Origin of the sequence: Paenibacillus sp. GP183 (assembly GCF_900104695.1) — a bacterium.
GTDB lineage: Bacteria > Bacillota > Bacilli > Paenibacillales > NBRC-103111 > Paenibacillus_AI.
The window spans coordinates 1,231,728-1,252,322 of record NZ_FNSW01000001.1 but is presented as its reverse complement, the minus strand read 5'-3'; the positions used below and the strand labels follow the sequence as shown (position 1 = coordinate 1,252,322).

The window sequence follows — 20,595 nt, the reverse complement described above, 5'->3', positions numbered from 1 at the left end:
AAAAACTCAGATAATGCTTACGATGCAAGTTTGCCAAGGCAAACTCTAAGAGAATGCTTACGAAGCCAGTTTTTGCTAAAGCAAAAACTCTAAGGAGGAACAAGGATGAAGTGGTTGCGCAGTAAAAGTTTTCTAATCTCTCTTGCAATCGTAATCTGCGCAGGAGGTACATATCTGTTTCTGGGCAAAAGCAATAAGACGGCAGCAGAGACGGCGACAGAAAATATCGTTCAGGTAAAAAAGGGTAATATCCGCTCGGTCGTTTCAGGTACGGCCCAATTCGAAGCCAAGGACAGTCAAATTATTTCCGTCCCGAGTGAGGGAACGGTCAAATCGATGAAGCTGACAAGAAGCATGCCGGTTAAAGCAGGCGATGTCCTGGTAGAGCTTTCGGATCCAACTCTGGAAAGTAATTTAAGAAAGGCACAGGCGAATTATGATCAGCTGCAGAGGGATTTAAAATCACTCCAGGTTGAGCAGAGCAGTTTGCAGTCGCGTGCTTCAATCAGCGGCAAGCTGACTTATTCGGCCAATTTGGACGTAGGGTCCAGTGTAAATAAAACAACGAAGATCGCCACCATATCTGACCTCAGAGTGTTGAAGGTCAAGCTTCCTTTTAATTTCGATGTTGCGATGCAATTGAAAAAAGGAGATTCCATTGATCTTGCCATCGACGGGTTTATGCTGACTAAGGTTGGAACGATTACATCGATTGGGCAGAACCCGCGAGGCGATGGCAAAGGTGGCAAGCTCCTGGATATCGAGATTTCGATTGTAAATGACAATTCAGTCGATGCTGGATTAAGCGTTAAGGGAACGGCGAATATCGGCTCCATTTCTGTGGATTCGGCGGCATCTGGGACGCTTGAATACAGCCAGGTGGTGAATATACTTGCGGGTGTTCCAGGTAATGTGATCAAGCTGAACTTTAAATCAGGGGATATGGTTCAATCGGGGGACACAATAGCTTTATTTAGCAATGATACACTGGCAGATGATCTTGTCGCCAAGCAAACAAGCCTCGATCAGCAAAAGCTGGCCGTGGATGATGCACAGGCGCGATTGGATGCTTTAATAGTGAAAGCTCCTTTTGACGGAGTATTCTCAACCGATTTTGTCAATCAAAAATCAAACATACTCAGCGCATTTCCTGTTGGCAGTATCATTAAGGCGGGAACTCAGCTCGGCGGTGTTGCGAATCCGACAGCGATGCAGCTGCCCGTGCAGGTGGACGAGCTCGATCTGCCCAATATCAAGACAGGCATGAAAGCCGATGTAAAGGTGGATTCCTTGACCGGCCGGACCTTCACAGGTGAGGTTTCTCAGGTTTCTACGGTGGGAACTACTACGAATGGAGTTACTTTCTTTACTGTCGTATTGTCAGTAAGCAACCCGAATCAGCTGCTTAAATACGGCATGACGGGAACAGCTGAAATTTTGATTCAGGATAAAAAAGATGTGATCTATCTGCCGCCTGAAGCACTCCAAAGGTCGAACGGCAAACGTTATGTCACTTTGAAAAATGCAGACGGTACAAACGAACAGATGCACGAGGTTAAAATCGGCATTACCTCTAAAACTCAGATTGAGATTACAGAAGGCTTGAAGGAAGGCGATAAAGTCGTCACACCGGTCGTAAAAAGACAGCAAAATCTAAGCCAGCAGGACATAAACGCCTTGCGTCAGCAGTTCCAGCAAGGTGGCGGACAAGGCGGATTCGGTGGTGGTGGTGCTGGCGGACCTGGTGGTCCTGGTGGAGCTGGAGGAGCTGGTGGTGCTGGTGGACCTGGCGGCAATGGTGGTAATGGTGGTAATAGAGGCGGAGGCAACTAGTTGTCCGGGAATGGAGGGAAGCTGTATGAACAAGATCGAGCTTAGTGAGATAACGAAGGTTTATAAACGAGGCATCGAGGAGCTTCATATTTTGAAACAAATTTCATTAACCGTTGCAGAAGGCGAATTTGTTGCCATTGTTGGCCCTAGCGGCTCCGGAAAATCCACTTTAATGAACACCATCGGATTGCTCGATATCCCAACCTCCGGCAGCTATATACTGGACGGCGTCTCGACAGAGAATTTGTCAGACAATCAATTAGCCGAACTGAGAAATCAAAAGATCGGTTTCATTTTTCAGCAATTTAACTTGCTTCCTCGATTGACGGCTTTGCAGAATGTGGAGCTTCCGATGATCTATGCCGGACTTTCAAAAAAAGAACGCATGGAGAAAAGCCAACATGTGCTGAATATGCTGGGTATGGGCACCAGAGGGAATCACAAGCCTAGTGAGCTTTCGGGTGGACAACAGCAGCGTGTGGCCATTGCAAGAGCGCTTGCTATTTCTCCGTCCATGCTGCTGGCTGATGAACCTACAGGTGCGTTGGATTCGAAGACAGGAACGGAAGTTATGGAGTTGATGATCGAATTAAACGAGCAAGGCAATACCATTATTCTAATCACACATGACCCGGAAATTGCTCGGATATCTAAACGGATGGTCACAATAAGGGACGGATTTATCATCGGTGATGAACGCTTCTTCGCCCAACATAGCCTGCAGCAAGAGGTGATTGTATGAGATTGACAGAGTTACTCGCAATGGCCATGAGAACGGTTGTTTCCAGTCCACTGCGAACTATGCTCACGATGCTTGGTGTTATCATCGGCGTCAGTTCTGTAGTGACGCTGGTCTCCATCGGAGGCGGAACTACAGCTGCGATCTCCAAGCAATATGAGAACTTGGGCACGAATCTGCTGGTGGTCAATGCGAATGGAGCAGGAAGAGCGACTCAGCTCGACTATAACGAGTTAATGAGGTTTGAGAGTTTTCCGGAATTTCAGACCATAGCTCCAACAATGACATTGCCAGGAGCTAATATCAAATATGATCGAACACAGTCCACCTACAATGTAATCGGAACGAATGACCGTTATCTTAGTATCGTGAAAGGAGAGATGGAGAAAGGCAGATTTATCGCGGATGCCGACATCGAATTTCGCAATAAAGTCGCCGTTATCGGCAGTGAAGTATCAAAAGCATACTTTGGTTTTCTAGATCCGGTTGGTGAAGAAATCAATATCAATGGATCTGTATTTACAGTTGTCGGCAAGCTCAAGCCCAAAGGCTCCAATATCAGTGGAACTTCCATTGATAGCTCGGTCATTGTCCCGCTCGAAACGGCCAGACGTGAATTCAAACTGGGGCAAATCCGCACTACTTTTATAGAAGCATCATCCAAAGAAGATATTTACAAAGCTCAGGATACCATGAAGCAATACCTGACTTATAAATTCAAAACGGATACCGGCTTTACCTTGACCAACCAGGATGAACTGCTCAAAGCACGCAAAGATGCCAATAACACGCTGACAACACAGCTGGTTGCCGTTGCCTTAATTTCCTTGCTGGTAGGCGGGATTGGAATCATGAATATCATGATGGTTACAGTAAGCGAGAGGACGAGGGAGATTGGCATACGCAAATCGATTGGTGCCAAAAGACGGAACATTTTGTTTCAATTTCTCGTTGAAGCCACGGTGATCAGCGGTTTAGGCGGATTAATCGGATTGCTGCTGGGCATAGGTCTTTCCTTAGCCATTCCGCATTTTTTTCCAAAGCAAGCTACACTTATCTCTCCAAATGTCAGTCTATATGCATTTCTGTTCTCTTTAGCCGTAGGAGTGATATTCGGATTATACCCGGCCAACAAAGCTTCCAAGCTTCGTCCGATAGACGCTCTGCGTTCGGATTAAGTCCAAAATTTAAACAAAAGTTTATGCTTACGAAGTCAGCTATGCTAAAGCAAATCTCAGTTAATGCTTACGAAGTCAGTTTTGCTAAATCAAAACTCTAGGGAGGAACCATACAGTGAAAAAACCAATTAACATCAAGCAGCTTTTTACAAAATCAGCTTTATTGGCCACAGCGGCAAGTATGCTGGTGCTCCCTCTATCCGCATCAGTATTTGCAGCTAATGAAGGTGTATATATCCAGGATTCTGTATATTTCTCATTGAATAATGTTACACTGGCTTCGGGTGCAGACACGGGTTCATTACGATTCACCCTGGAGCTCCATAATGGAAGCGGTCAAAGCATTGATTTCAATCGTTACGGAGTCAAAATTATCGACAGCAGCGGTGTTTCGTATACGGCCAAGCTAAGTGAAAAGGTAAGTGCCCGTGTGAAATCGCAGCAGGTACAGGATTATAAATTTATTTCGCAAGTTCCTGCAGATGCTAAGGCGGATGGGTTGAAAGTGGATTTATTTGAATGGTCCGGTCAGGCGCCTTATACTCAGGAAATCGGCACCTTGTCCGTAGCTTCTGCCATTCAAGTCGGTAATCCTGGGGCTAAGCAAGTCGTTCTCAATTTGTCTGGTGTGGACGCGACTCTCCCTGAGGATGCATTAGCTGCTTTTGAACTCGGCCAGAGCTACAGAGTATTGAAAGACGGCGTTTGGAATATGTACACGGATTTTTACGTCGAAAATTTGGGCAGTTCAAGCTTTAAGCTGCCCGCCGGCTTATCCTACAATTATAAAGATAATTCCGGTTTGACCTACGCAGCTCTTGTGGTCGATGGAGATGGAGTTACTTTATTACCCAGTCAAAAAGTGAAGATGACCATGCAAGCAGCCATTTCAAGTAAAATTGACGCAGATCAGCTTGTTCTGCAATTTCTTAAGAAAACTGGCTCTGTTAAGGAAGTCGTTTCTTCTATCGATTTAAAATCCACAATGATCATCAACAAGCCGGGTGCAGCTGCCATTTACCCTTATGCGGACCTGCAGGGTGTGAATATAACGACTTCATGGGCTTCGGCAAGCAAACAATCTGACGGGGTTCATGTACAAGCCAATGTAACATTAACCAATAATGGTTCGGATATTGCTGCTGTCCCTGTGTTAGCAGGAGAATTTCAGGCAACAAACAGCAATATAGGGATTACCTCCAATGATAATACGGTAAGGCCGGCCTTCTTATCGCCTAAAGAATCTGTGACTTACAAGTATTCCGGGGTACTTGCTGCCGGTCTTAATATCTCGGATTTGCAGCTGGTTGTCTTGGAAAAGAAACCAGCCACTTCCACTTCAAGCTCAAGCAGTCAAGATCCAACTGCGCAAGGCACGGGGCAGATGAGCACATCTCTGCCAGTTATGATCACAACGCTGAGTGATGCCGGCAGCAGCCAATCAGAAACTCCTTACGCGAATGCCCAAAGTTACAAATTGGGCACACCGTTTAGTTTGAGCTCGAGCAGCTTCATCGACTCTAATATCGATGTGTCATTAATGGAGCTGCACATGCAGACCAATGATGACCTTGGCTACAAAACCGCCATTGCCAAGTATAAAATAACGAACAAAGGCACAGCATCGCTAACCTTACCTAATTTTCAAACCGATTTGGTCAACAAGCTCGGTTATACGTACACGGGAGTCAGACAAACGCAAGCCACACAAACCCTGCTCCCCAATACGAGCAATGTCGTTAGCTATTCATTCCTGATTCCAACTGCCGAAACAGCGGATCAATTGGCCATGAATATATATGACAGCACTCGTACAAGCATCGGTGCTTTTAAAGTCGAGATGCAAAATGATGCAGCAGACGGCCCGATTTCTTTCTATCCATTCCTGGTCAATGTGAAGGATTACAGTTTATCCGCCACTTACAGCAGCTCCAGTTATGCCTATAAACTGACTCTGGACATGGATGTCACTCGTCAGGAAGAAGTGATCGTCGATCCGAATTTCTCCAAATTGACATTTGATCTGTCAGACTCGCTGGGACATGTTTTGGCAACGCAGACGTTGTCATTTACCGGCAGCCAAAAGCTGGTAAGCGGCAAGCAGACGGTCGCATTCAGCAGCGTAAAAATAGATCAACTCGAGAGCGGAATTACCATCCGTATGTATGAGCAAATCGATACACCAAACGGTGTAACCAAGCGATTGGTGAAGGTATTGAATTAGTCTAGAAGCTCGGAGAGGCTCCTTCATGCCATTAACGGCGCTGGAACGATGAAAAACAATGAAAAACATCGTTCCAGCGCCGTTTTACATTCTCGCGAGTGCTGAAAGAATGAAAAACATTCTTCCAATAGCAAAAAGAAGTTTCACGGTTGCTAAATGACCGCTGGAACGATGAAAAACATCCTTCCAGCGCCGCCTTGTATTCTCGTGTGAGCTGGAAGAATGAAAATCATTCTTCCAGAAGTAAAGCGCTCGCGGGCACTAATAGATGTATAAATAGGATCTGCCCCTCAGCCATGAAAATGGCTGAGGGACAGTTCCTTCATTTTTTATAAATATTTATAATTCATTAGCATGTAATATACGTCTTAAACCATTGTTTTTCTCGAGTTTACTTCGGATTCCTAGCTGTAAGACGCAATATACGACTTATTTCGAGAGACATTCATTAAATCCCGTCGATAATACGTAAAATACGTCTTATTACATTCAAGCTACTCTACCATCGCGTCAGACCTCACCTTTTTAACCGCCTTCACCTTCACATTATTAAGTCACCTTTTTAAGCAGTATGCAATAATACTCCGGACTGCCCCAAAAGCCATGAAAATAGCTAAGGGACAGCCACTCGTTCAAGTAATTCGTTACAATATTACCGCAGCGGCATAGCCATCTTCCACAAAATCCAATTTACCTGTTTCCGGATGCATGATGAATCCGTGTACGGGTAAATTGGTGGGTAGCAGGGGATGGTGTCGGATGATGTTGACGCTCTTGACCACAGCTTCCTGGACATGGTCGAAACCGGTGAGCCAGCGGCTCAGATCGATGCCGGAGTTGCTGAGCGTAGCCAGAACTTCTTCGGACACGCCGCGTTCTTTGGCTTTCGCAAGCACATTGTCCGAGTTCAATCCGGTCATGCCGCAATCATGATGGCCAATGACGAGAATTTCATCGGCGTCGAGCTCATAAACAGCCACAATAATGCTGCGCATGACGCTCCCAAAAGGATGGGAGACCAGAGCTCCGGCATTTTTAATGATTTTAGAGTCGCCGTTGCGCAAATTCATCGCTTTGGGAAGCAGCTCTACAAGCCTTGTATCCATACAAGTCAGGATGACCATCTTTTTATCTGGAAATTTGGTTGTCAGAAATTCCTTGTACTTCTTTTGCTCCACAAAGGTTTGGTTGTAACTCAAAATATCATCAATCAAAGACATGGATTTCCCTCCGGAATGGCTGCTTTATCGCTAGCTCTATTTTTATCTCTTGTCTATCACTTTCATACCTGCATTATAAATTTGATTATTGCTCTTCAGCAAATAAGATCTGTTTTCCGGCTGGTAGTCTATATTCATGTGATCCTCAAAGAATATTTCATGCTTGGGGCTGTATACGAGCTCGAAAGGGGAAGCTTCAGCATGGAGATCCTTAGGATCCGCTTCAGGCACAACCCAGAGAGCAGGTACTCCGTTCACTGCGCATCCGCAGCCATCGGAATCAAACACGAGCTTCAGCAGAGCATCTTTGTATACAACGGGTTCCAATTGCTGAATCGCTGCTTCGGTAAATGTGATTTGCATGGGAACAACTCCTTTGTACTATTGTAACATATGCCGATTGAAATGTTGATTCTGGATCAGGGAAAACGTATGATTATAAGTAGAGTTTTTAGTCAAGGAGGAATTGACCGTGAGTCAAATGAGCAGTGAAACACAGCTGGCTGGCTTCAAGAGGCTTGTTCGTAAAATAAAGCATTACGAGGAAGCGGTTGGCCTGATTTATTGGGATATGCGAACCGGAGCGCCGAAGAAAGGACTTTCAGCAAGGTCCGAGGTCGTCGGCGAGCTGTCTACGGAAGCTTTTCGCATGACGATATCGGATGATATGGGCGGGTACCTGGCTTATTTAACCCAGCTTGAGCATTTTGATGCTTTGGATCCAACCTCGCGAAAAATGGTCACAGAAAGCAAAAAAGATTACGATCGCAGCAAAAAGATTCCACCTGATAAATATCAAGCTTATGTAGTACTCACCGCTCAATCTGAAACGGCATGGGAAGAAGCCAAAAATAGCAACAATTACGCTTTGTTTCAGCCCTATTTGGAGAAGATTGTACATACCATTAATGAATTTATAGAGCTCTGGGGCTATGAGGACAACAAATACAATACGCTGCTCGATATGTACGAGCCAGGCATGACGGTCGCCAAGCTGGACCAAGTATTCAGTGCACTTCGGGAGAAGGTTGTACCCCTCCTTCAGGCGATCCAAAACGCGCCAAACCCGCCGGATTGTTCATTTTTGAATCAACCTTTCGCCAAGGATAAGCAAAAGGAATTCAACGAATTTATCCTGCGCCAGATGCATTATGATTTCGAAGCCGGACGTCTTGATGAGACGGTACATCCGTTTGCCACCGGACTGAATCCGGGGGATGTGCGAATCACAACCAAGTATCAGCCAAATGATTTCACCAACGCATTATTCGGAACAATCCACGAAGGAGGTCATGCGCTGTATGAGCAAAATATTTCTCCCGACCTGATTGGTACCAATCTGTGCAGCGGTTCTTCGATGGGCATTCATGAGTCACAATCACGTTTTTGGGAAAATATGGTCGGCCACAGCCGCGCTTTTTGGGATCGTTATTATGGGAATTTACAGAAGACTTTTGCAGGACAGCTGGATGGTATTTCTGTGGATGAGTTCTACCGCGCGATCAATCACATTCAGTCCTCGCTCATTCGCATTGAAGCCGATGAACTGACGTACAATCTGCATATTATGGTTCGCTATGAAATCGAAAAAGAGCTGATTAACGGCAAGATCTCTGTCGCCGACCTGCCTAAAGTGTGGAATGCGAAGTATAAGGAATATTTGGGAGTCACTCCTGCCTCGGACAGTGAAGGAGTGCTTCAGGATGTTCACTGGTCAGATGGTTCTTTTGGATATTTCCCCTCCTATTCACTTGGAAATATGTATGCTGCGCAATTTGCCCATCAGCTGAAAAAGCAATTCCCCGACTACGAGGCATGGATTGCATCCGGCAATTTACTGCCGATCAAAGAATGGTTGTCCGAGCAAATTTACCAGTACGGCAAGCTGCTGACTCCTACTGAAATCATTGTGAAGGTGACGGGAGAAGAATTGAATCCGGATTATCTTGTGGGCTACCTGGAGGATAAGTACAAAACAGTTTACGGTATTTAGCATGAGAAACGGGAGAGGTACGAGAAATGGGCTTTCGGGTAATTAAAACAGCCTTGGCAGCAGTGGCCGCCATCTATATATCAGAGTGGATCGGCCTAACCTCGCCCATTTCTGCCGGGCTTCTAGCTATTCTCGGTGTGGAAGTGACCAAACGCAAAGGAATTGACAGCGCGCTCAAGCGAATCGCTGCATCTGTTTTCGCCCTGTTGTTTGGGATAATGCTGCTTAGCTTGTTTGGATTTCACATCTGGCTGATCGGCATATTTGTTTGCATCGTTTTTCCACTGCTGCACCGTTTGCGTCTCAGTGAAGGCGTGGTTACCGGATCCGTGGTCATGTTTCATATATATAGCAGAGGGATCATCAACCTTCAGGGTGTGTGGAATGAGATCCAGTTGCTGATCATCGGACTTGGTACGGCTACTTTGATAAACATTGCTTACATGCCAAAGTTGGACAAGGCGATTTTAGCGCAAAAAGTGAGAGTCGAACAGCTATTCTCGCAAATCTTTGTGCATATCGCTCATCATCTAAGAGATCATAGTATTGTATGGGATGGAAGAGAAATTCTTGAAGCGCATGAAGCCGTGAAGCAAGGCTCAGAGCTGGCGAAGCAAACACTTGACAATTCGCTTGTTTTTGGCGCGGAAACTTATTGGAGTGTTTATTTCTATATGCGGGGCGAGCAATTAGAATCGATTGAGAGAATGACTGCGCTGGTTGCGCAGGTTTATGAGAATCTGCCGCAAGGAGAATGGATAGCATCATTATTCGACAGCCTGAGCGAGGATGTAAAGAATGAATACTATACAGGACACACAGAAAAGCTCTTGTCCTCCTTGGAGGCGAGATTTAAAAAAATGCCTCTGCCTGAATCTCGGGTCGAATTTGAAGTAAGATCTGCAATGCTGCAATTGGATACGGAGCTTATGCATTTCTTGTCCATTGCCAAAAAGCAAAAGAAACAGAAGCCCGAAATGAGTTAATCCTTTTCGGTGGTCCCTAGAAATTAGCCAGCCCTGCGGTCTATTAAGATCGCAGGGCTGATATATGAAAGGGGGTCTACTAACAAGGATAATCAACTATTATGAAATAAAGCTGAAAAATAGATAAAGAATATGTTAAAAAGTCCGAATTTACGCGTCCCTGCGGATAATTACAAATAATTTTAAGACATACACACTTGTTTAATCAACAAACGCCTATGTCCTGCATACACTTGTAATGAATGATTGTATGGAGGAGGTTGAAAGGATGTCAATAGATAAGGATATGCAATGCAGAGAGATCATTACGAAGGCTGTCTGTGGCAAAGGTCGCAAATTTTCGCATGTGAGCCATACCGTCACTCCGCCTTTTTCTCCGTCCAGCATATTAGGCGCATGGCTCATCAATAATCAATATGAAGCCATTCAGTCGGGAGACGGCGTCGAGGTCGTAGGTACTTATGATATCAACATTTGGTATTCGCATGACCGCAACACCAAAACGGATGTCGCCAAGGAAACGGTAACATATGTAGAAATCGTACCCCTTACTTACTTGGATAAAAAACATAAGTCCGCTACGGCAGAGGTATCCGCGGTCGCCACTCAAGAGCCCAACTGCGTGGAAGCCAGTATTTCCTCAAGCGGCGACAGCGTGGTCATCCGGGTGGAAAGGGAATATCAAGTGGAGATGATTGCTGAAACCAAGGTGTGTGTTAAGGTATGCGATCATTGCGACGATTTTGGCGATAAGCACATCGATTTCGATGATGCCTTGGACGGCGAGTTCGAAGATCTTGATGCTGACCTGCTGGAAGATGATTTAGGATAATCCGATTCTATACTCCACCATATGCGGGAGCAGGGGATTCGGCAGAGGGCATTTGCCCTCTTTTTTGTTTTTGTGGATAAAATGGGCTTGAATTTGCAGGGGATGATTGGCACAAGGAGGCGTTTGACAGGTGCAAACCTTTTTGCTTCATGCTGGAGGAACCCATGTGCAGCTGATGGCTGAGCAAGCCGGTATCCAGAGTGGCACGCAGCTTCCGGAAGCATGGCCAAAGCAGGTCGTTATTCAATGGGGGTTATTTGCCGACGAGCGGGAAAATCAGCGCCTGGATTGCCTGAAGCTTCAACCTGCCGAGGCGATTAAACGAGCGCAGGATCCAAGAAGAAGAGATGAGCTTCTAAGTATTAATGGAATTAAGACGTTATCTTCCCATAGCGAGCCTCAAACCGTTCCTTATTTTCCTTACCAATACAAAATACCGGTTTTTCATTTACAATCATTGGCCATTTATGAGAAGAAAAAAAAGGCCTGGACATCAGGGCAAAGAAGGAAAAACGGTGTTCCCGAGTTAGTCATTCAAGAAGGGGTTCAGGACGGTTACACCGAAATTGGAACGGATCAATCGACCTTTCATATACGGCGAGCGGCGAGGGAATCCGTTAAGGCGATTTATGCGCTTGGCCTTGATTTTGGCGTAGTGACAGTTGGCGTTTTGCCAAGCGGCCATACCCTGGTGCTGCATGTCGAACCGCTTCCCCGGCTGACCCGCCGGCTGTGTCAGCTGTTTGCGCGCGCCATCCAGCGCTATGACGCCGAGCTGACGCGCGAGCTGGCGCGCACCGAGCCTGTCATGCTCGGCAGCGACCCCGAGTTCCTGCTGCTCAGCGCGCAGGGCAAGGTCGTGGCAGCTTCCCGCTTTCTGGAGCGGGAAGGCCCTGTGGGCTGCGATGCCATCGTGCTCAGCGGACATCGCGTGATCCTGCCGCTGGCCGAGCTGCGCCCGCAGCCCAGCGTAGACCCACGCCAGCTGGCGAGGAATCTGCATCATACGATGCAGCTCGCCGCGCGCGCGATTCCCGACGAGAGCCTCGCCTGGCTCTCGGGCGGCATGCCGCTGAGGGGCTTCCCCCTCGGCGGGCATATCCATTTCAGCCGACTGTGGCTGAATGGTCATATGCTGCGTGCGCTGGATAACTATCTGGCGCTGCCGCTCATGCAGATCGAGGGCGAGACGACCGGCCAGCGCCGCCCTCGATATGGAGGGCTCGGCGATTTTCGCCCGCAGCCGCACGGCGGCTTCGAGTATCGGACGCTGCCGAGCTGGCTGGTGTCGCCCGCGGTCACGCGCGGTGTGCTGTCGCTGGCTGCGCTGATCGCCGAGCACTACTGGTCGCTGCGCAGGCAGCCGCTCAGGGAAACCGATGTGCAGGCTGCCTACTATCGGGGCGATAAAGAGCAGGTGCGCAGCCTCATCGCGCAGCTGTGGGAAGACCTGGAAAGGCTCCCCGGCTACAGCCGTCACGCCGGCTGCCTGGAACCACTCAAAGCCATGATTGTCCGTATGGAACCATGGAATGAGCGGGCCGACTTCCGCAAGGCTTGGAAAATCGCCCCCTATCAACCGGAAAGACTCTACCAAACATAAAATCGTGATATAATAGAACATGGGAATATGGAGTAACTTGTCAATTGTTGTCTTGAACAAACAGCCTATTTCGACTTATCGATTTCTTTTAAATGCCTGGAGGATCCTATGGTTCAGTATACACCGATGATTCAGCAATATTTGGACGTGAAGGCAGAGGTCCCGGATGCGTTCCTGTTTTTCCGCTTGGGCGATTTTTATGAGATGTTTTTCGAGGATGCCTTGAACGCTTCGCGTGAGCTGGAAATTACGTTAACCGGGCGGGCAGGCGGTGTGGAAGAACGAATTCCCATGTGTGGAGTTCCTTATCATGCAGCCGAAGGATATATAGCCCGCTTGATTGAAAAAGGCTATAAGGTCGCCATTTGCGAGCAGATGGAAGACCCTGCTGACGTCAAAGGCATGGTTCGCAGGGAGATCGTGCGGATTGTGACGCCGGGTACCGTCATGGACAGCAAACTGCTAGGGGAATCCCTGAACAATTACATAGTTTCAATTGTATACAGCAATGCCCGGTATGGATTCACAGCCTGCGATATTTCCACCGGTGAGCTTTATACGACGCATCTGGAAGATTCGGCAGAGCTTGTGCTCGATGAACTGAATGCTTACAATCCTGCCGAGATCATTGCTTCGGAAGCTCTGCTTAAGCAAATTGCGCCATTCACTTCCACATGGAGCAATAAGGTCGTGACTACAGTTTATTCAGAAGCGGACGAGCATCTTCTGGATGAACATTTTGCCGCCGATGCTGCTCTTCCGACACTTCAATTTGTAAATCGCAAGGGTATAGCTCTATTACTGACCTATCTCAGAGAAACGCAAAAAAGATCGCTCACTCACATCAAGCATATCCGATTCTATGAGCACGATCAGTATATGACTATGGATCCTTTTACGCGGAGAAATCTCGAGCTTGTCGAAACCGTTAGGGAAAGGACCAAGAAGGGTTCTCTGCTCTGGTTGCTGGATCAAACAGTTACGGCTATGGGGGCCAGAATGCTGCGCCGCTGGATCGAAAAACCGTTGATGAATCTCTCCCGGATCGAAGAGCGGCTTGAAGCGGTGGACAGGCTCTGCCACCAGCTTATCATCCGTGAGGATCTGAAGCTGGCTTTGAAAGAGGTTTATGATCTGGAGCGACTGGTGGCGCGAATTTCCTACGGAAATGCCAATGCCCGCGATATGAACGCTTTAAAGCATTCCCTGCAGCAAATTCCGGCGCTCAAGGATGTATGTGCAAATTCAGGCTCCGTAACGCTGCAGAAGCTTGTTGAGGACATGGATCCTTGCGACGATATCCTGTCATGGATTGCCGGTTCTATCGAAGATGAGCCCCCGGTCTCGATACGCGATGGCGGCATTATTCGCGAGGGTTATCATGAGTACCTGGATCAGCTGCGGGAAGCGAACAAGAACGGCAAGATGTGGATAGCGGAGCTGGAACGCAAGGAACGGGAAGCTTCTGGCATCAAATCTCTCAAAATCGGCTACAACAAAGTGTTTGGGTACTTTATTGAAATCACCAAGGCCAATATGTCAGCTTTGCCGGAAGGCCGCTATGAGCGCAAACAGACACTGGCCAATGCAGAGCGTTACGTGACGCCAGAGCTCAAAGAGAAAGAAGCTTTGATACTCGAGGCGCAGGATAAAATGGTAGATCTTGAATATGAGCTGTTTACCGAGCTGCGCGACCGCATTTCCGGGCATATCTCGAGGCTTCAGCGGCTCGCCGAGCTGATCGCTGCTGCTGATGTGCTGCAATCACTTGCAGCGGTAAGCGCGGCCCATCATTATCGCCGTCCGCAGATCGGCGAGGGCTATGATCTCATGCTGGAAGAAGGCCGGCATCCCGTCGTGGAGGAGGTACTGAAAGAGGGCTCATTCATCGCCAACGAAACGAGCATGGAGCTGGAGGACGGACGCATCCTGCTCATCACCGGCCCGAATATGGCCGGCAAAAGCACCTACATGCGCCAGGTTGCCGTCATTTGCCTGATGGCTCAAATCGGCTGCTTTGTGCCTGCCCGATCGGCAAAGGTGCCGATAACGGACCGGATTTTCACAAGAATTGGGGCGGCGGACGATCTCATAGGCGGCCAAAGCACATTCATGGTCGAGATGATGGACATCCAGGTCATGACGGAAAAGGCGACTGAGAGAAGCCTGGTCATTATCGATGAGCTGGGACGCGGTACCTCGACTGGTGAAGGCATGGCCATAGCACAAGCTGTAATTGAGTTTTTGCATGATCAAGTCGGCTGCAAGACGCTGGTCTCGACACATTTTCATGAGCTTGCGCATCTCGAGGAAAGCCTTCAGTATCTGCGCAATCATTGTATGGCTGTTAAGGAAAGCGGACGTCAGGTTACTTTTTTGCGCAAGCTGATCCGAGGCGCGGCAAGCTCCAGCTACGGAATTTATTGCGCCGAAATCGCCGGTCTTCCGCAGCCGATCATTCAACGCTCGTATGAGCTTCTTAGCGCTTTTGAAATTCAGGCCAAGCGGTTTGAAACCGAAGCTGCATCGATCGCCAGCAAAGCGGCTGAAGGTCAGTCACATTATGAAGCTCCGCACTCACCGACTAAATCATCCCATAGGGCACCTGTTGTGCAGCTATCACTTTTTGAAGAAGACGGCTCATCCTCGGACAAGCACAAAAAGAAGCTGGATTCCAAATCCCACCCGATTATCGACCAACTGAAAGGTCTGGATTTGATTAATATGACTCCGCTGCAGGCTCTCAATCTTATTTATGAAATGAAACAAAAGCTTCAAGGCACGACAAGCAGTACCATTACAAGCGAAGAAGGTAGAGGATAATATGAGACAGCGGCACATGAACAGATTGAAAGTCACATTAGCTTTAACCTCGGTTCTATTGTTATCGATGCCTGCACTTGCTGCTGCAGACGAAAGCAGCCTGCAGACCTCACAGGTGAGAACTATTCTTTCCAATGTGCATGTCAGCGGAGTAACCGAAAGCGATTTGTCAGGTAAGAGTATTAAGGAAATGCTCGCGCAGCTGCAGGATCCGTATACTATGTATTTCAGCGATTCGGAATTGAAGAAATTTGAAAATTCGATTGAAAATAATGTCGTCGGTATGGGAGCTAGAGTCGGAATCGATGCGGACGGGGTTTACCTTATTGAGGTCTTTGCCGGTTCTCCTGCGGAAAAAGCGGGCATGCAGCGTGACGATTATATCCAGGCGATTAACGGCGTTTCGGTAAAAGGTGAATCGCTGAGCGCGGTAGTAGCGAAAATAGTCGGCGAAGCCGGAACCTCGGTTCAATTGTCGGTACTTCGTGAAGGCAAGCTCATCAACGTCAACATTACTAGAGCTGCAGTTAATATACCGGAGGTATACAGCAAGCGCTTTGATGGCAACATTGGGTATATTCAAGTTACGGATTTCTCCAGTGATGCGGATGAGGAGTTTACCAAGCAATTATTAGCTTTAAAATCCAAAGGGCTTAGCTCACTGATTATTGATCTGCGTGACGATCCTGGAGGTTTCCTGGAATCAGCGCAAAATATATTCAAAAACTTCATCAAAGAAGGAACATTGATTCATACTCGGGATCGAAACAATCAGGATCAACCGATACTCATTCAAGGCGGATCTTCGCTGGATGTGCCGGTTTATATGCTGCTAAATGAAAATAGCGCCAGTGCATCCGAGGTTTTAGCAGGAGCTATGCAGGACTACGGTGTAGCGAAGGTTATCGGTTTACAGAGTTATGGAAAAGGCAGTGTTCAGCAGCTTTATGAAATCCCCGCCGGCGGGGCGCTTAAAGTAACCATTGAAGAGTATTTGACACCGAACAAGCACAAAGTGAACAAAGTAGGAATTACACCTGATATTGTCGCGGATGGCAGTGCGGCTCAGATGATTACAGCGTTGAAAAAAGCCGGTATTCAAAATGTAACGGTGGAATCGTCCAAGCATAAAGTACTTGTGAACGGTGTTGAGATAAGAGATACTTTTCCTCTGTTTCGTGAAAATGGCAAGCTTTTTGCACCTACGCGCGCCTTGGCTGCGATGATTGAAGCCGGAATTTCATGGAATAATGAAACTAGAGCTGTTGAGATCTCTTCCGCTGGAAAGAAGCTTACGTTTCCTGTTGAAGCGGACAAGCTGGTCATTAAAGCTGGAACGAGTTATGTGAATGTCGACCAGTTTGCTTCTGTTTTTTCACAGCTGCAGGTTACAGATCAAGGGGAGAAGGTCACGATTCGAGCTGTAAAGGGGAACTGATCTCATGGGCAAAATTCAACTGCTTAGCGAGCATATCGCCAACCAGATCGCGGCGGGAGAAGTCGTGGAGAGACCTTCTTCCGTAGTCAAAGAGCTTGTTGAAAATTCAATAGATGCGGGAAGCACCCGAATTGATATAACGATTGAAGAGGGTGGGCTTCAATTAATTCGCGTTTCGGATAATGGATCCGGCATGGAAGCGGAAGATACCGAGCTTGCTTTTCAACGGCATGCAACAAGTAAGATTTCGACCAATAAAGATTTGTTTTCCATCCGTACATTGGGATTTCGCGGTGAAGCTCTGCCGAGTATTGCCTCTGTATCTCGACTGGAATGTATAACCAGTTCAACAGACAGCGGACTCGCGCGCAAAATATTCATCGAAGGCGGAGCCATTCGTTCTGTTGAAGAAACAGCGGCTTCTCGAGGAACTGAAGTGACGGTCAAAGAACTGTTCTTCAATACGCCTGCGCGATTGAAATATATGAAAACGATACAAACCGAACTCGGACATGTGTCCGACTATATATATCGTCTTGCCCTGGCCCATCCACAGATTGCCTTTTCCTTAAAGCATAATGGGAATTTGCTGCTGCAAACACTGGGCAACGGAGATTTGGTACAGGTAATCGCAGCCATTTACGGTACTGCTGTAGGCAAACAGATGCTGCCCATACAGGCGGAAAGCCTCGATTATGTCCTCAGTGGTAATATCGCGAGGCCGGAGATGACGCGCGCCAACCGCGGAGGCATCTCGACCATTGTCAATGGTCGGTATGTGCGCAATTTTGCGCTGAACCAAGCGCTCATGCAAGCTTATCATACCTTGCTGCCGATTAATCGCTTTCCGGTAGCAGTAGTGCATATCAGCATGGATCCTTCGTTGGTGGACGTCAATGTGCATCCCTCCAAGCTGGAGGTGAGGTTCAGTAAAGAAACCGAGCTGACTGCTTTTGTGGAATCAGAAGTGAAGCGGGCACTCGGCAAACAGGTGTTGATTCCGCAGGGCGCCAAGCCTGCAGTGCCAAAGGGCGCCTACGTGCAGGAGCAATTGGAGCTGACGAGAGTGTCAGATCCAGCGCAGCAGCCTGAGCGGCCTCAACAGTCGGCGCCAGGCGAGCTCCACCAGACGGAGCGACCCTCGCAGGGCGAACGGACGCCGCAGTCAAGCGCTCGCAGCTGGAGCAATTCTCTCCCGCAGGTGCAGGAAGCAGCCTCGCCTTATCGCTCCGGCTCACAGCAAGGCAGTCCTGCGCGGAGCATTGATTCCGGCCGTCCCAAGATTTCCTTTCAACAGCAGCAGCGTGCAGCAGAAAGCTTCATGAACCAAATGTCGGCATCCGGCCAATCGGAAGCCCCGAGTCTTCCCGAGTTTCCGAGTCTGACTCCGATCGGTCAATTGCACGGCACATACCTGGTCGCGCAGAGTCCGGACGGGCTGTACCTGATTGATCAGCATGCCGCTCACGAGCGGATTCATTATGAATATTATTATGAACGCTTTGGCAATCCGACGGAAGCCAGCCAGGAACTGCTCGTTCCCATCACGCTTGAATTCACTCCCTCCGAAGCCGGAATTATTGCTGAAAAGCTGGCGCTTTTTGAACAGTCGGGAGTCTATCTGGAGGCGTTTGGCGGCAATACGTTCCTGGTCCGATCCCATCCGCATTGGTTTCCGGACGGCGACGAAAAATCGATCATAGAAGATATGTGTGAATGGATTTTGACGGAGAGAAAAGCCGTAGATATAGCAAAGCTCCGCGAGAAATCAGCCATTTTATGCTCCTGCAAGGCATCGATCAAAGCCAATCAAAGTCTCGGAACCTTGGAGATGGAAACCTTGCTTGACCGATTGGCTGAGTGCCGGAATCCGTATACGTGTCCGCATGGAAGGCCGATCGTAGTCAGCTTCTCCAATTATGAGCTTGAAAAAATGTTTAAGCGGGTGATGTAACCCAGTGCTTGTAACCACATCTTACAACCCATCTGAGGAACTTCAAGACAAAGCCATCCAAACAGCGGCAATATGGGAGGGTACCTTTGTGCCAAGAGGGAAGGACTCCTTGGAAAAGCTCCGGAGTAGATATGGGATCATTTCCCTCTTGCTTGTTACTGAGGATGAGATCAGGTACTATGTAGATGATCAGCCGGCGATTTTTTTTCATCCCAGTATGGCTGCGGTTCGCGTCAAACGGCTGCTTGACGGTCAAACGGATCTGCTGCTGCAAGCTTCGGATGTTCAAGAAGGAGACACTGTGCTGGATTGCACGGCAGGTCTGGCATCCGACTCGATTGTTTTTTCATTTGCAGTCGGAAGCAAAGGGCAAGTAACAGCAATCGAAAGCGAACGAATTCCTGCTTTGCTGATTCAAGAAGGCTTGGCCTCCTATCATTCGGACATTCCCGGGCTTAATGAGGCTATGCGGCGTGTGCAGGTGAGGCATGCCGAGCATGTCGCCTACATGCAATCACTTGAGGCGCGAAGCGTGGATACAGTTTATTTTGATCCTATGTTTCGCAGTCCCATTGAAGAATCCAGCTCGATCTCACCACTGCGGGAACTGGCAAACAGCAATGCCATTACTTTTGAAGCCTTGGAACAGGCAAAGCGCATAGCACGAAAAAGCATTGTGCTCAAAGAAAAATGGAACAGCGGTGAATTTACCCGATTGGGCTTTGAGCATGTACCCCGATCCAATACGAAAACAACTTATGGAGTGATCAGGCTGTGAGTGAAGGTTCATCCAAGCCCCGGCTTTTGGTGCTTATTGGCCCTACGGCCATTGGCAAAACCAGGCTCAGTCTGGAACTTGCCGCGAAATATGAATGTGAGATTATTTCCGGTGATTCAATGCAAGTTTATAGGGGTATGGATATTGGAACAGCAAAAGCTTCGAAAGCTGAACGGAGACTGGTGCCTCATCATTTGATCGATATTCATGATCCGGAGGATCCGTTTTCAGTTGCCGAATTTCAAGAGCTGGTGAGAGAATTAATTCCCCAAATTCATCAGCGCGGCAAGCTGCCTTTTATCGTGGGCGGCACAGGTCTTTACATTGAATCGGTCTGTTACGACTATCGGTTCACCGAGGTGGGAACGGATCAGCAATTCCGCGACGATCAAGATGCATTTGCCGATCAGCGTGGTGAGGAAGCGCTCCATGACAAGCTGAGAGCCATTGACCCGGAAAGTGCGGAGAGGCTCCATTATAACGATCGCAGGCGAGTCATTCGCGCATTGGAGATAGCTCATGTTTCGGGGATACCTCTTTCCGAGCATATGGCTAATCAAACCAAGGATTCTCCATATGAACTCTGTATCATAGGCTTAACTATGGATCGGGCCTTGCTTTATAAACGGATTGAAGAGCGGATTGACGCCATGATGGAGTCGGGCCTTGTCGAAGAGGTTCGCTCGCTGCTCGCAGCAGGGTGTCCCAGGGACACGGTTTCCATGAAAGGGCTGGGCTACAAAGAGATCATAAGCTTCCTGGAAGGAGAACTTTCCCTCGAGGCTGCAGTCTACCTCCTTAAGCGAAATACGAGACATTACGCCAAGCGCCAGCTCTCTTGGTTCCGCCATATGAAGGAGATTAATTGGGTTGATGTAACCGATCAAACAAACTTTTCTGCGCATTTGAAAAAAATTAGTGATATAATAACAGGAAAGTTTGTACATAAAATTGAATATAACTAACTACAATAAAAGTTTCGATTCCATTAAGG

General features: G+C 47.9%; 15 protein-coding genes. 13 read left to right on the top strand and 2 right to left on the bottom strand.

Going from position 1 to position 20,595, the window contains the following annotated elements:
- Positions 1 to 105: 105 nt before the first annotated feature.
- The 4 genes from BLV33_RS06180 to BLV33_RS06165 all read left to right on the top strand — a co-directional run bounded on the left by BLV33_RS06180 (position 106) and on the right by BLV33_RS06165 (position 5,974).
- Entirely contained in the window at positions 106 to 1,833 is a 1,728-nt protein-coding gene (locus tag BLV33_RS06180) for an efflux RND transporter periplasmic adaptor subunit (protein ID WP_090789260.1), read from the top strand.
- A 25-nt stretch (positions 1,834 to 1,858) separates the two neighbouring features.
- On the top strand, positions 1,859 to 2,575 hold the full coding sequence (locus tag BLV33_RS06175) for an ABC transporter ATP-binding protein (protein ID WP_090789258.1): 717 nt from the start codon (positions 1,859 to 1,861) through the stop codon (positions 2,573 to 2,575).
- Positions 2,572 to 3,750, top strand: coding sequence for an ABC transporter permease (locus tag BLV33_RS06170; RefSeq protein ID WP_090789256.1), 1,179 nt, complete (start codon positions 2,572 to 2,574; stop codon positions 3,748 to 3,750). The genes BLV33_RS06175 and BLV33_RS06170 overlap by 4 nt, the downstream gene beginning before the upstream one ends.
- A 115-nt stretch (positions 3,751 to 3,865) precedes the next feature.
- Complete coding sequence (locus BLV33_RS06165) at positions 3,866 to 5,974, top strand: hypothetical protein (RefSeq protein WP_090789254.1); 2,109 nt, start codon at positions 3,866 to 3,868, stop codon at positions 5,972 to 5,974.
- Positions 5,975 to 6,618: 644 nt separating this feature from the next.
- On the opposite strand, the gene BLV33_RS06160 is transcribed toward BLV33_RS06165, so the two are convergent.
- Together BLV33_RS06160 and BLV33_RS06155 are read right to left on the bottom strand one after the other, a co-directional pair.
- Positions 6,619 to 7,194: a beta-class carbonic anhydrase gene (locus BLV33_RS06160; protein ID WP_090789252.1), complete on the bottom strand. Its 576-nt coding sequence runs from the start codon at positions 7,192 to 7,194 to the stop codon at positions 6,619 to 6,621.
- Between the two features lie 42 nt (positions 7,195 to 7,236).
- Entirely contained in the window at positions 7,237 to 7,557 is a 321-nt protein-coding gene (locus BLV33_RS06155; RefSeq protein ID WP_090789250.1) for an iron-sulfur cluster biosynthesis family protein, read from the bottom strand.
- Positions 7,558 to 7,675: 118 nt separating this feature from the next.
- Here BLV33_RS06155 and BLV33_RS06150 point away from each other — a divergent pair, with 118 nt between their 5' ends.
- The 9 genes from BLV33_RS06150 (at position 7,676) to miaA (ending at position 20,566) form a co-directional block, all read left to right on the top strand.
- Positions 7,676 to 9,187 carry a carboxypeptidase M32 gene (locus BLV33_RS06150; protein WP_171909337.1) on the top strand — a complete coding sequence of 504 codons (1,512 nt, stop codon included), beginning with the start codon at positions 7,676 to 7,678 and terminating at the stop codon, positions 9,185 to 9,187.
- Between the two features lie 26 nt (positions 9,188 to 9,213).
- Positions 9,214 to 10,173: an aromatic acid exporter family protein gene (locus BLV33_RS06145; RefSeq protein WP_090789246.1), complete on the top strand. Its 960-nt coding sequence runs from the start codon at positions 9,214 to 9,216 to the stop codon at positions 10,171 to 10,173.
- 268 nt (positions 10,174 to 10,441) lie between these two features.
- A complete protein-coding gene (gene cotE / locus BLV33_RS06140; RefSeq protein WP_090789244.1) occupies positions 10,442 to 11,005 on the top strand; it encodes an outer spore coat protein CotE in 564 nt (187 codons plus the stop codon).
- Between the two features lie 130 nt (positions 11,006 to 11,135).
- On the top strand, positions 11,136 to 12,608 hold the full coding sequence (locus tag BLV33_RS06135; protein WP_090789242.1) for a putative amidoligase domain-containing protein: 1,473 nt from the start codon (positions 11,136 to 11,138) through the stop codon (positions 12,606 to 12,608).
- Positions 12,609 to 12,716: 108 nt separating this feature from the next.
- Positions 12,717 to 15,431 (top strand): DNA mismatch repair protein MutS, encoded by a 2,715-nt coding sequence (gene mutS, locus BLV33_RS06130; protein WP_090789240.1) that lies wholly within the window; start codon positions 12,717 to 12,719, stop codon positions 15,429 to 15,431.
- 16 nt (positions 15,432 to 15,447) lie between these two features.
- Entirely contained in the window at positions 15,448 to 16,869 is a 1,422-nt protein-coding gene (locus tag BLV33_RS06125; RefSeq protein WP_171909032.1) for a S41 family peptidase, read from the top strand.
- 4 nt (positions 16,870 to 16,873) lie between these two features.
- Complete coding sequence (gene mutL / locus BLV33_RS06120; RefSeq protein WP_090789236.1) at positions 16,874 to 18,823, top strand: DNA mismatch repair endonuclease MutL; 1,950 nt, start codon at positions 16,874 to 16,876, stop codon at positions 18,821 to 18,823.
- Positions 18,824 to 18,911: 88 nt separating this feature from the next.
- Positions 18,912 to 19,601 (top strand): class I SAM-dependent methyltransferase, encoded by a 690-nt coding sequence (locus tag BLV33_RS06115; RefSeq protein ID WP_253186987.1) that lies wholly within the window; start codon positions 18,912 to 18,914, stop codon positions 19,599 to 19,601.
- Entirely contained in the window at positions 19,598 to 20,566 is a 969-nt protein-coding gene (gene miaA / locus BLV33_RS06110) for a tRNA (adenosine(37)-N6)-dimethylallyltransferase MiaA (protein ID WP_090789232.1), read from the top strand. Before BLV33_RS06115 ends, miaA begins: the two co-directional genes overlap by 4 nt.
- The last annotated feature ends 29 nt before the right edge of the window (positions 20,567 to 20,595 follow it).

Excerpts from the sequence above, each read along its gene's own strand:
- mutL (WP_090789236.1), top strand. The coding sequence starts at position 16,874 with ATGGGCAAAATTCAACTGCTTAGCGAGCATATCGCCAACCAGATCGCG.
- BLV33_RS06155 (WP_090789250.1), bottom strand. The coding sequence starts at position 7,557 with ATGCAAATCACATTTACCGAAGCAGCGATTCAGCAATTGGAACCCGTT.
- BLV33_RS06145 (WP_090789246.1), top strand. The coding sequence starts at position 9,214 with ATGGGCTTTCGGGTAATTAAAACAGCCTTGGCAGCAGTGGCCGCCATC.
- BLV33_RS06180 (WP_090789260.1), top strand. The coding sequence starts at position 106 with ATGAAGTGGTTGCGCAGTAAAAGTTTTCTAATCTCTCTTGCAATCGTA.
- BLV33_RS06160 (WP_090789252.1), bottom strand. The coding sequence starts at position 7,194 with ATGTCTTTGATTGATGATATTTTGAGTTACAACCAAACCTTTGTGGAG.
- mutS (WP_090789240.1), top strand. The coding sequence starts at position 12,717 with ATGGTTCAGTATACACCGATGATTCAGCAATATTTGGACGTGAAGGCA.
- BLV33_RS06175 (WP_090789258.1), top strand. The coding sequence starts at position 1,859 with ATGAACAAGATCGAGCTTAGTGAGATAACGAAGGTTTATAAACGAGGC.
- cotE (WP_090789244.1), top strand. The coding sequence starts at position 10,442 with ATGTCAATAGATAAGGATATGCAATGCAGAGAGATCATTACGAAGGCT.
- BLV33_RS06170 (WP_090789256.1), top strand. The coding sequence starts at position 2,572 with ATGAGATTGACAGAGTTACTCGCAATGGCCATGAGAACGGTTGTTTCC.
- BLV33_RS06125 (WP_171909032.1), top strand. The coding sequence starts at position 15,448 with ATGAACAGATTGAAAGTCACATTAGCTTTAACCTCGGTTCTATTGTTA.
- BLV33_RS06150 (WP_171909337.1), top strand. The coding sequence starts at position 7,676 with ATGAGCAGTGAAACACAGCTGGCTGGCTTCAAGAGGCTTGTTCGTAAA.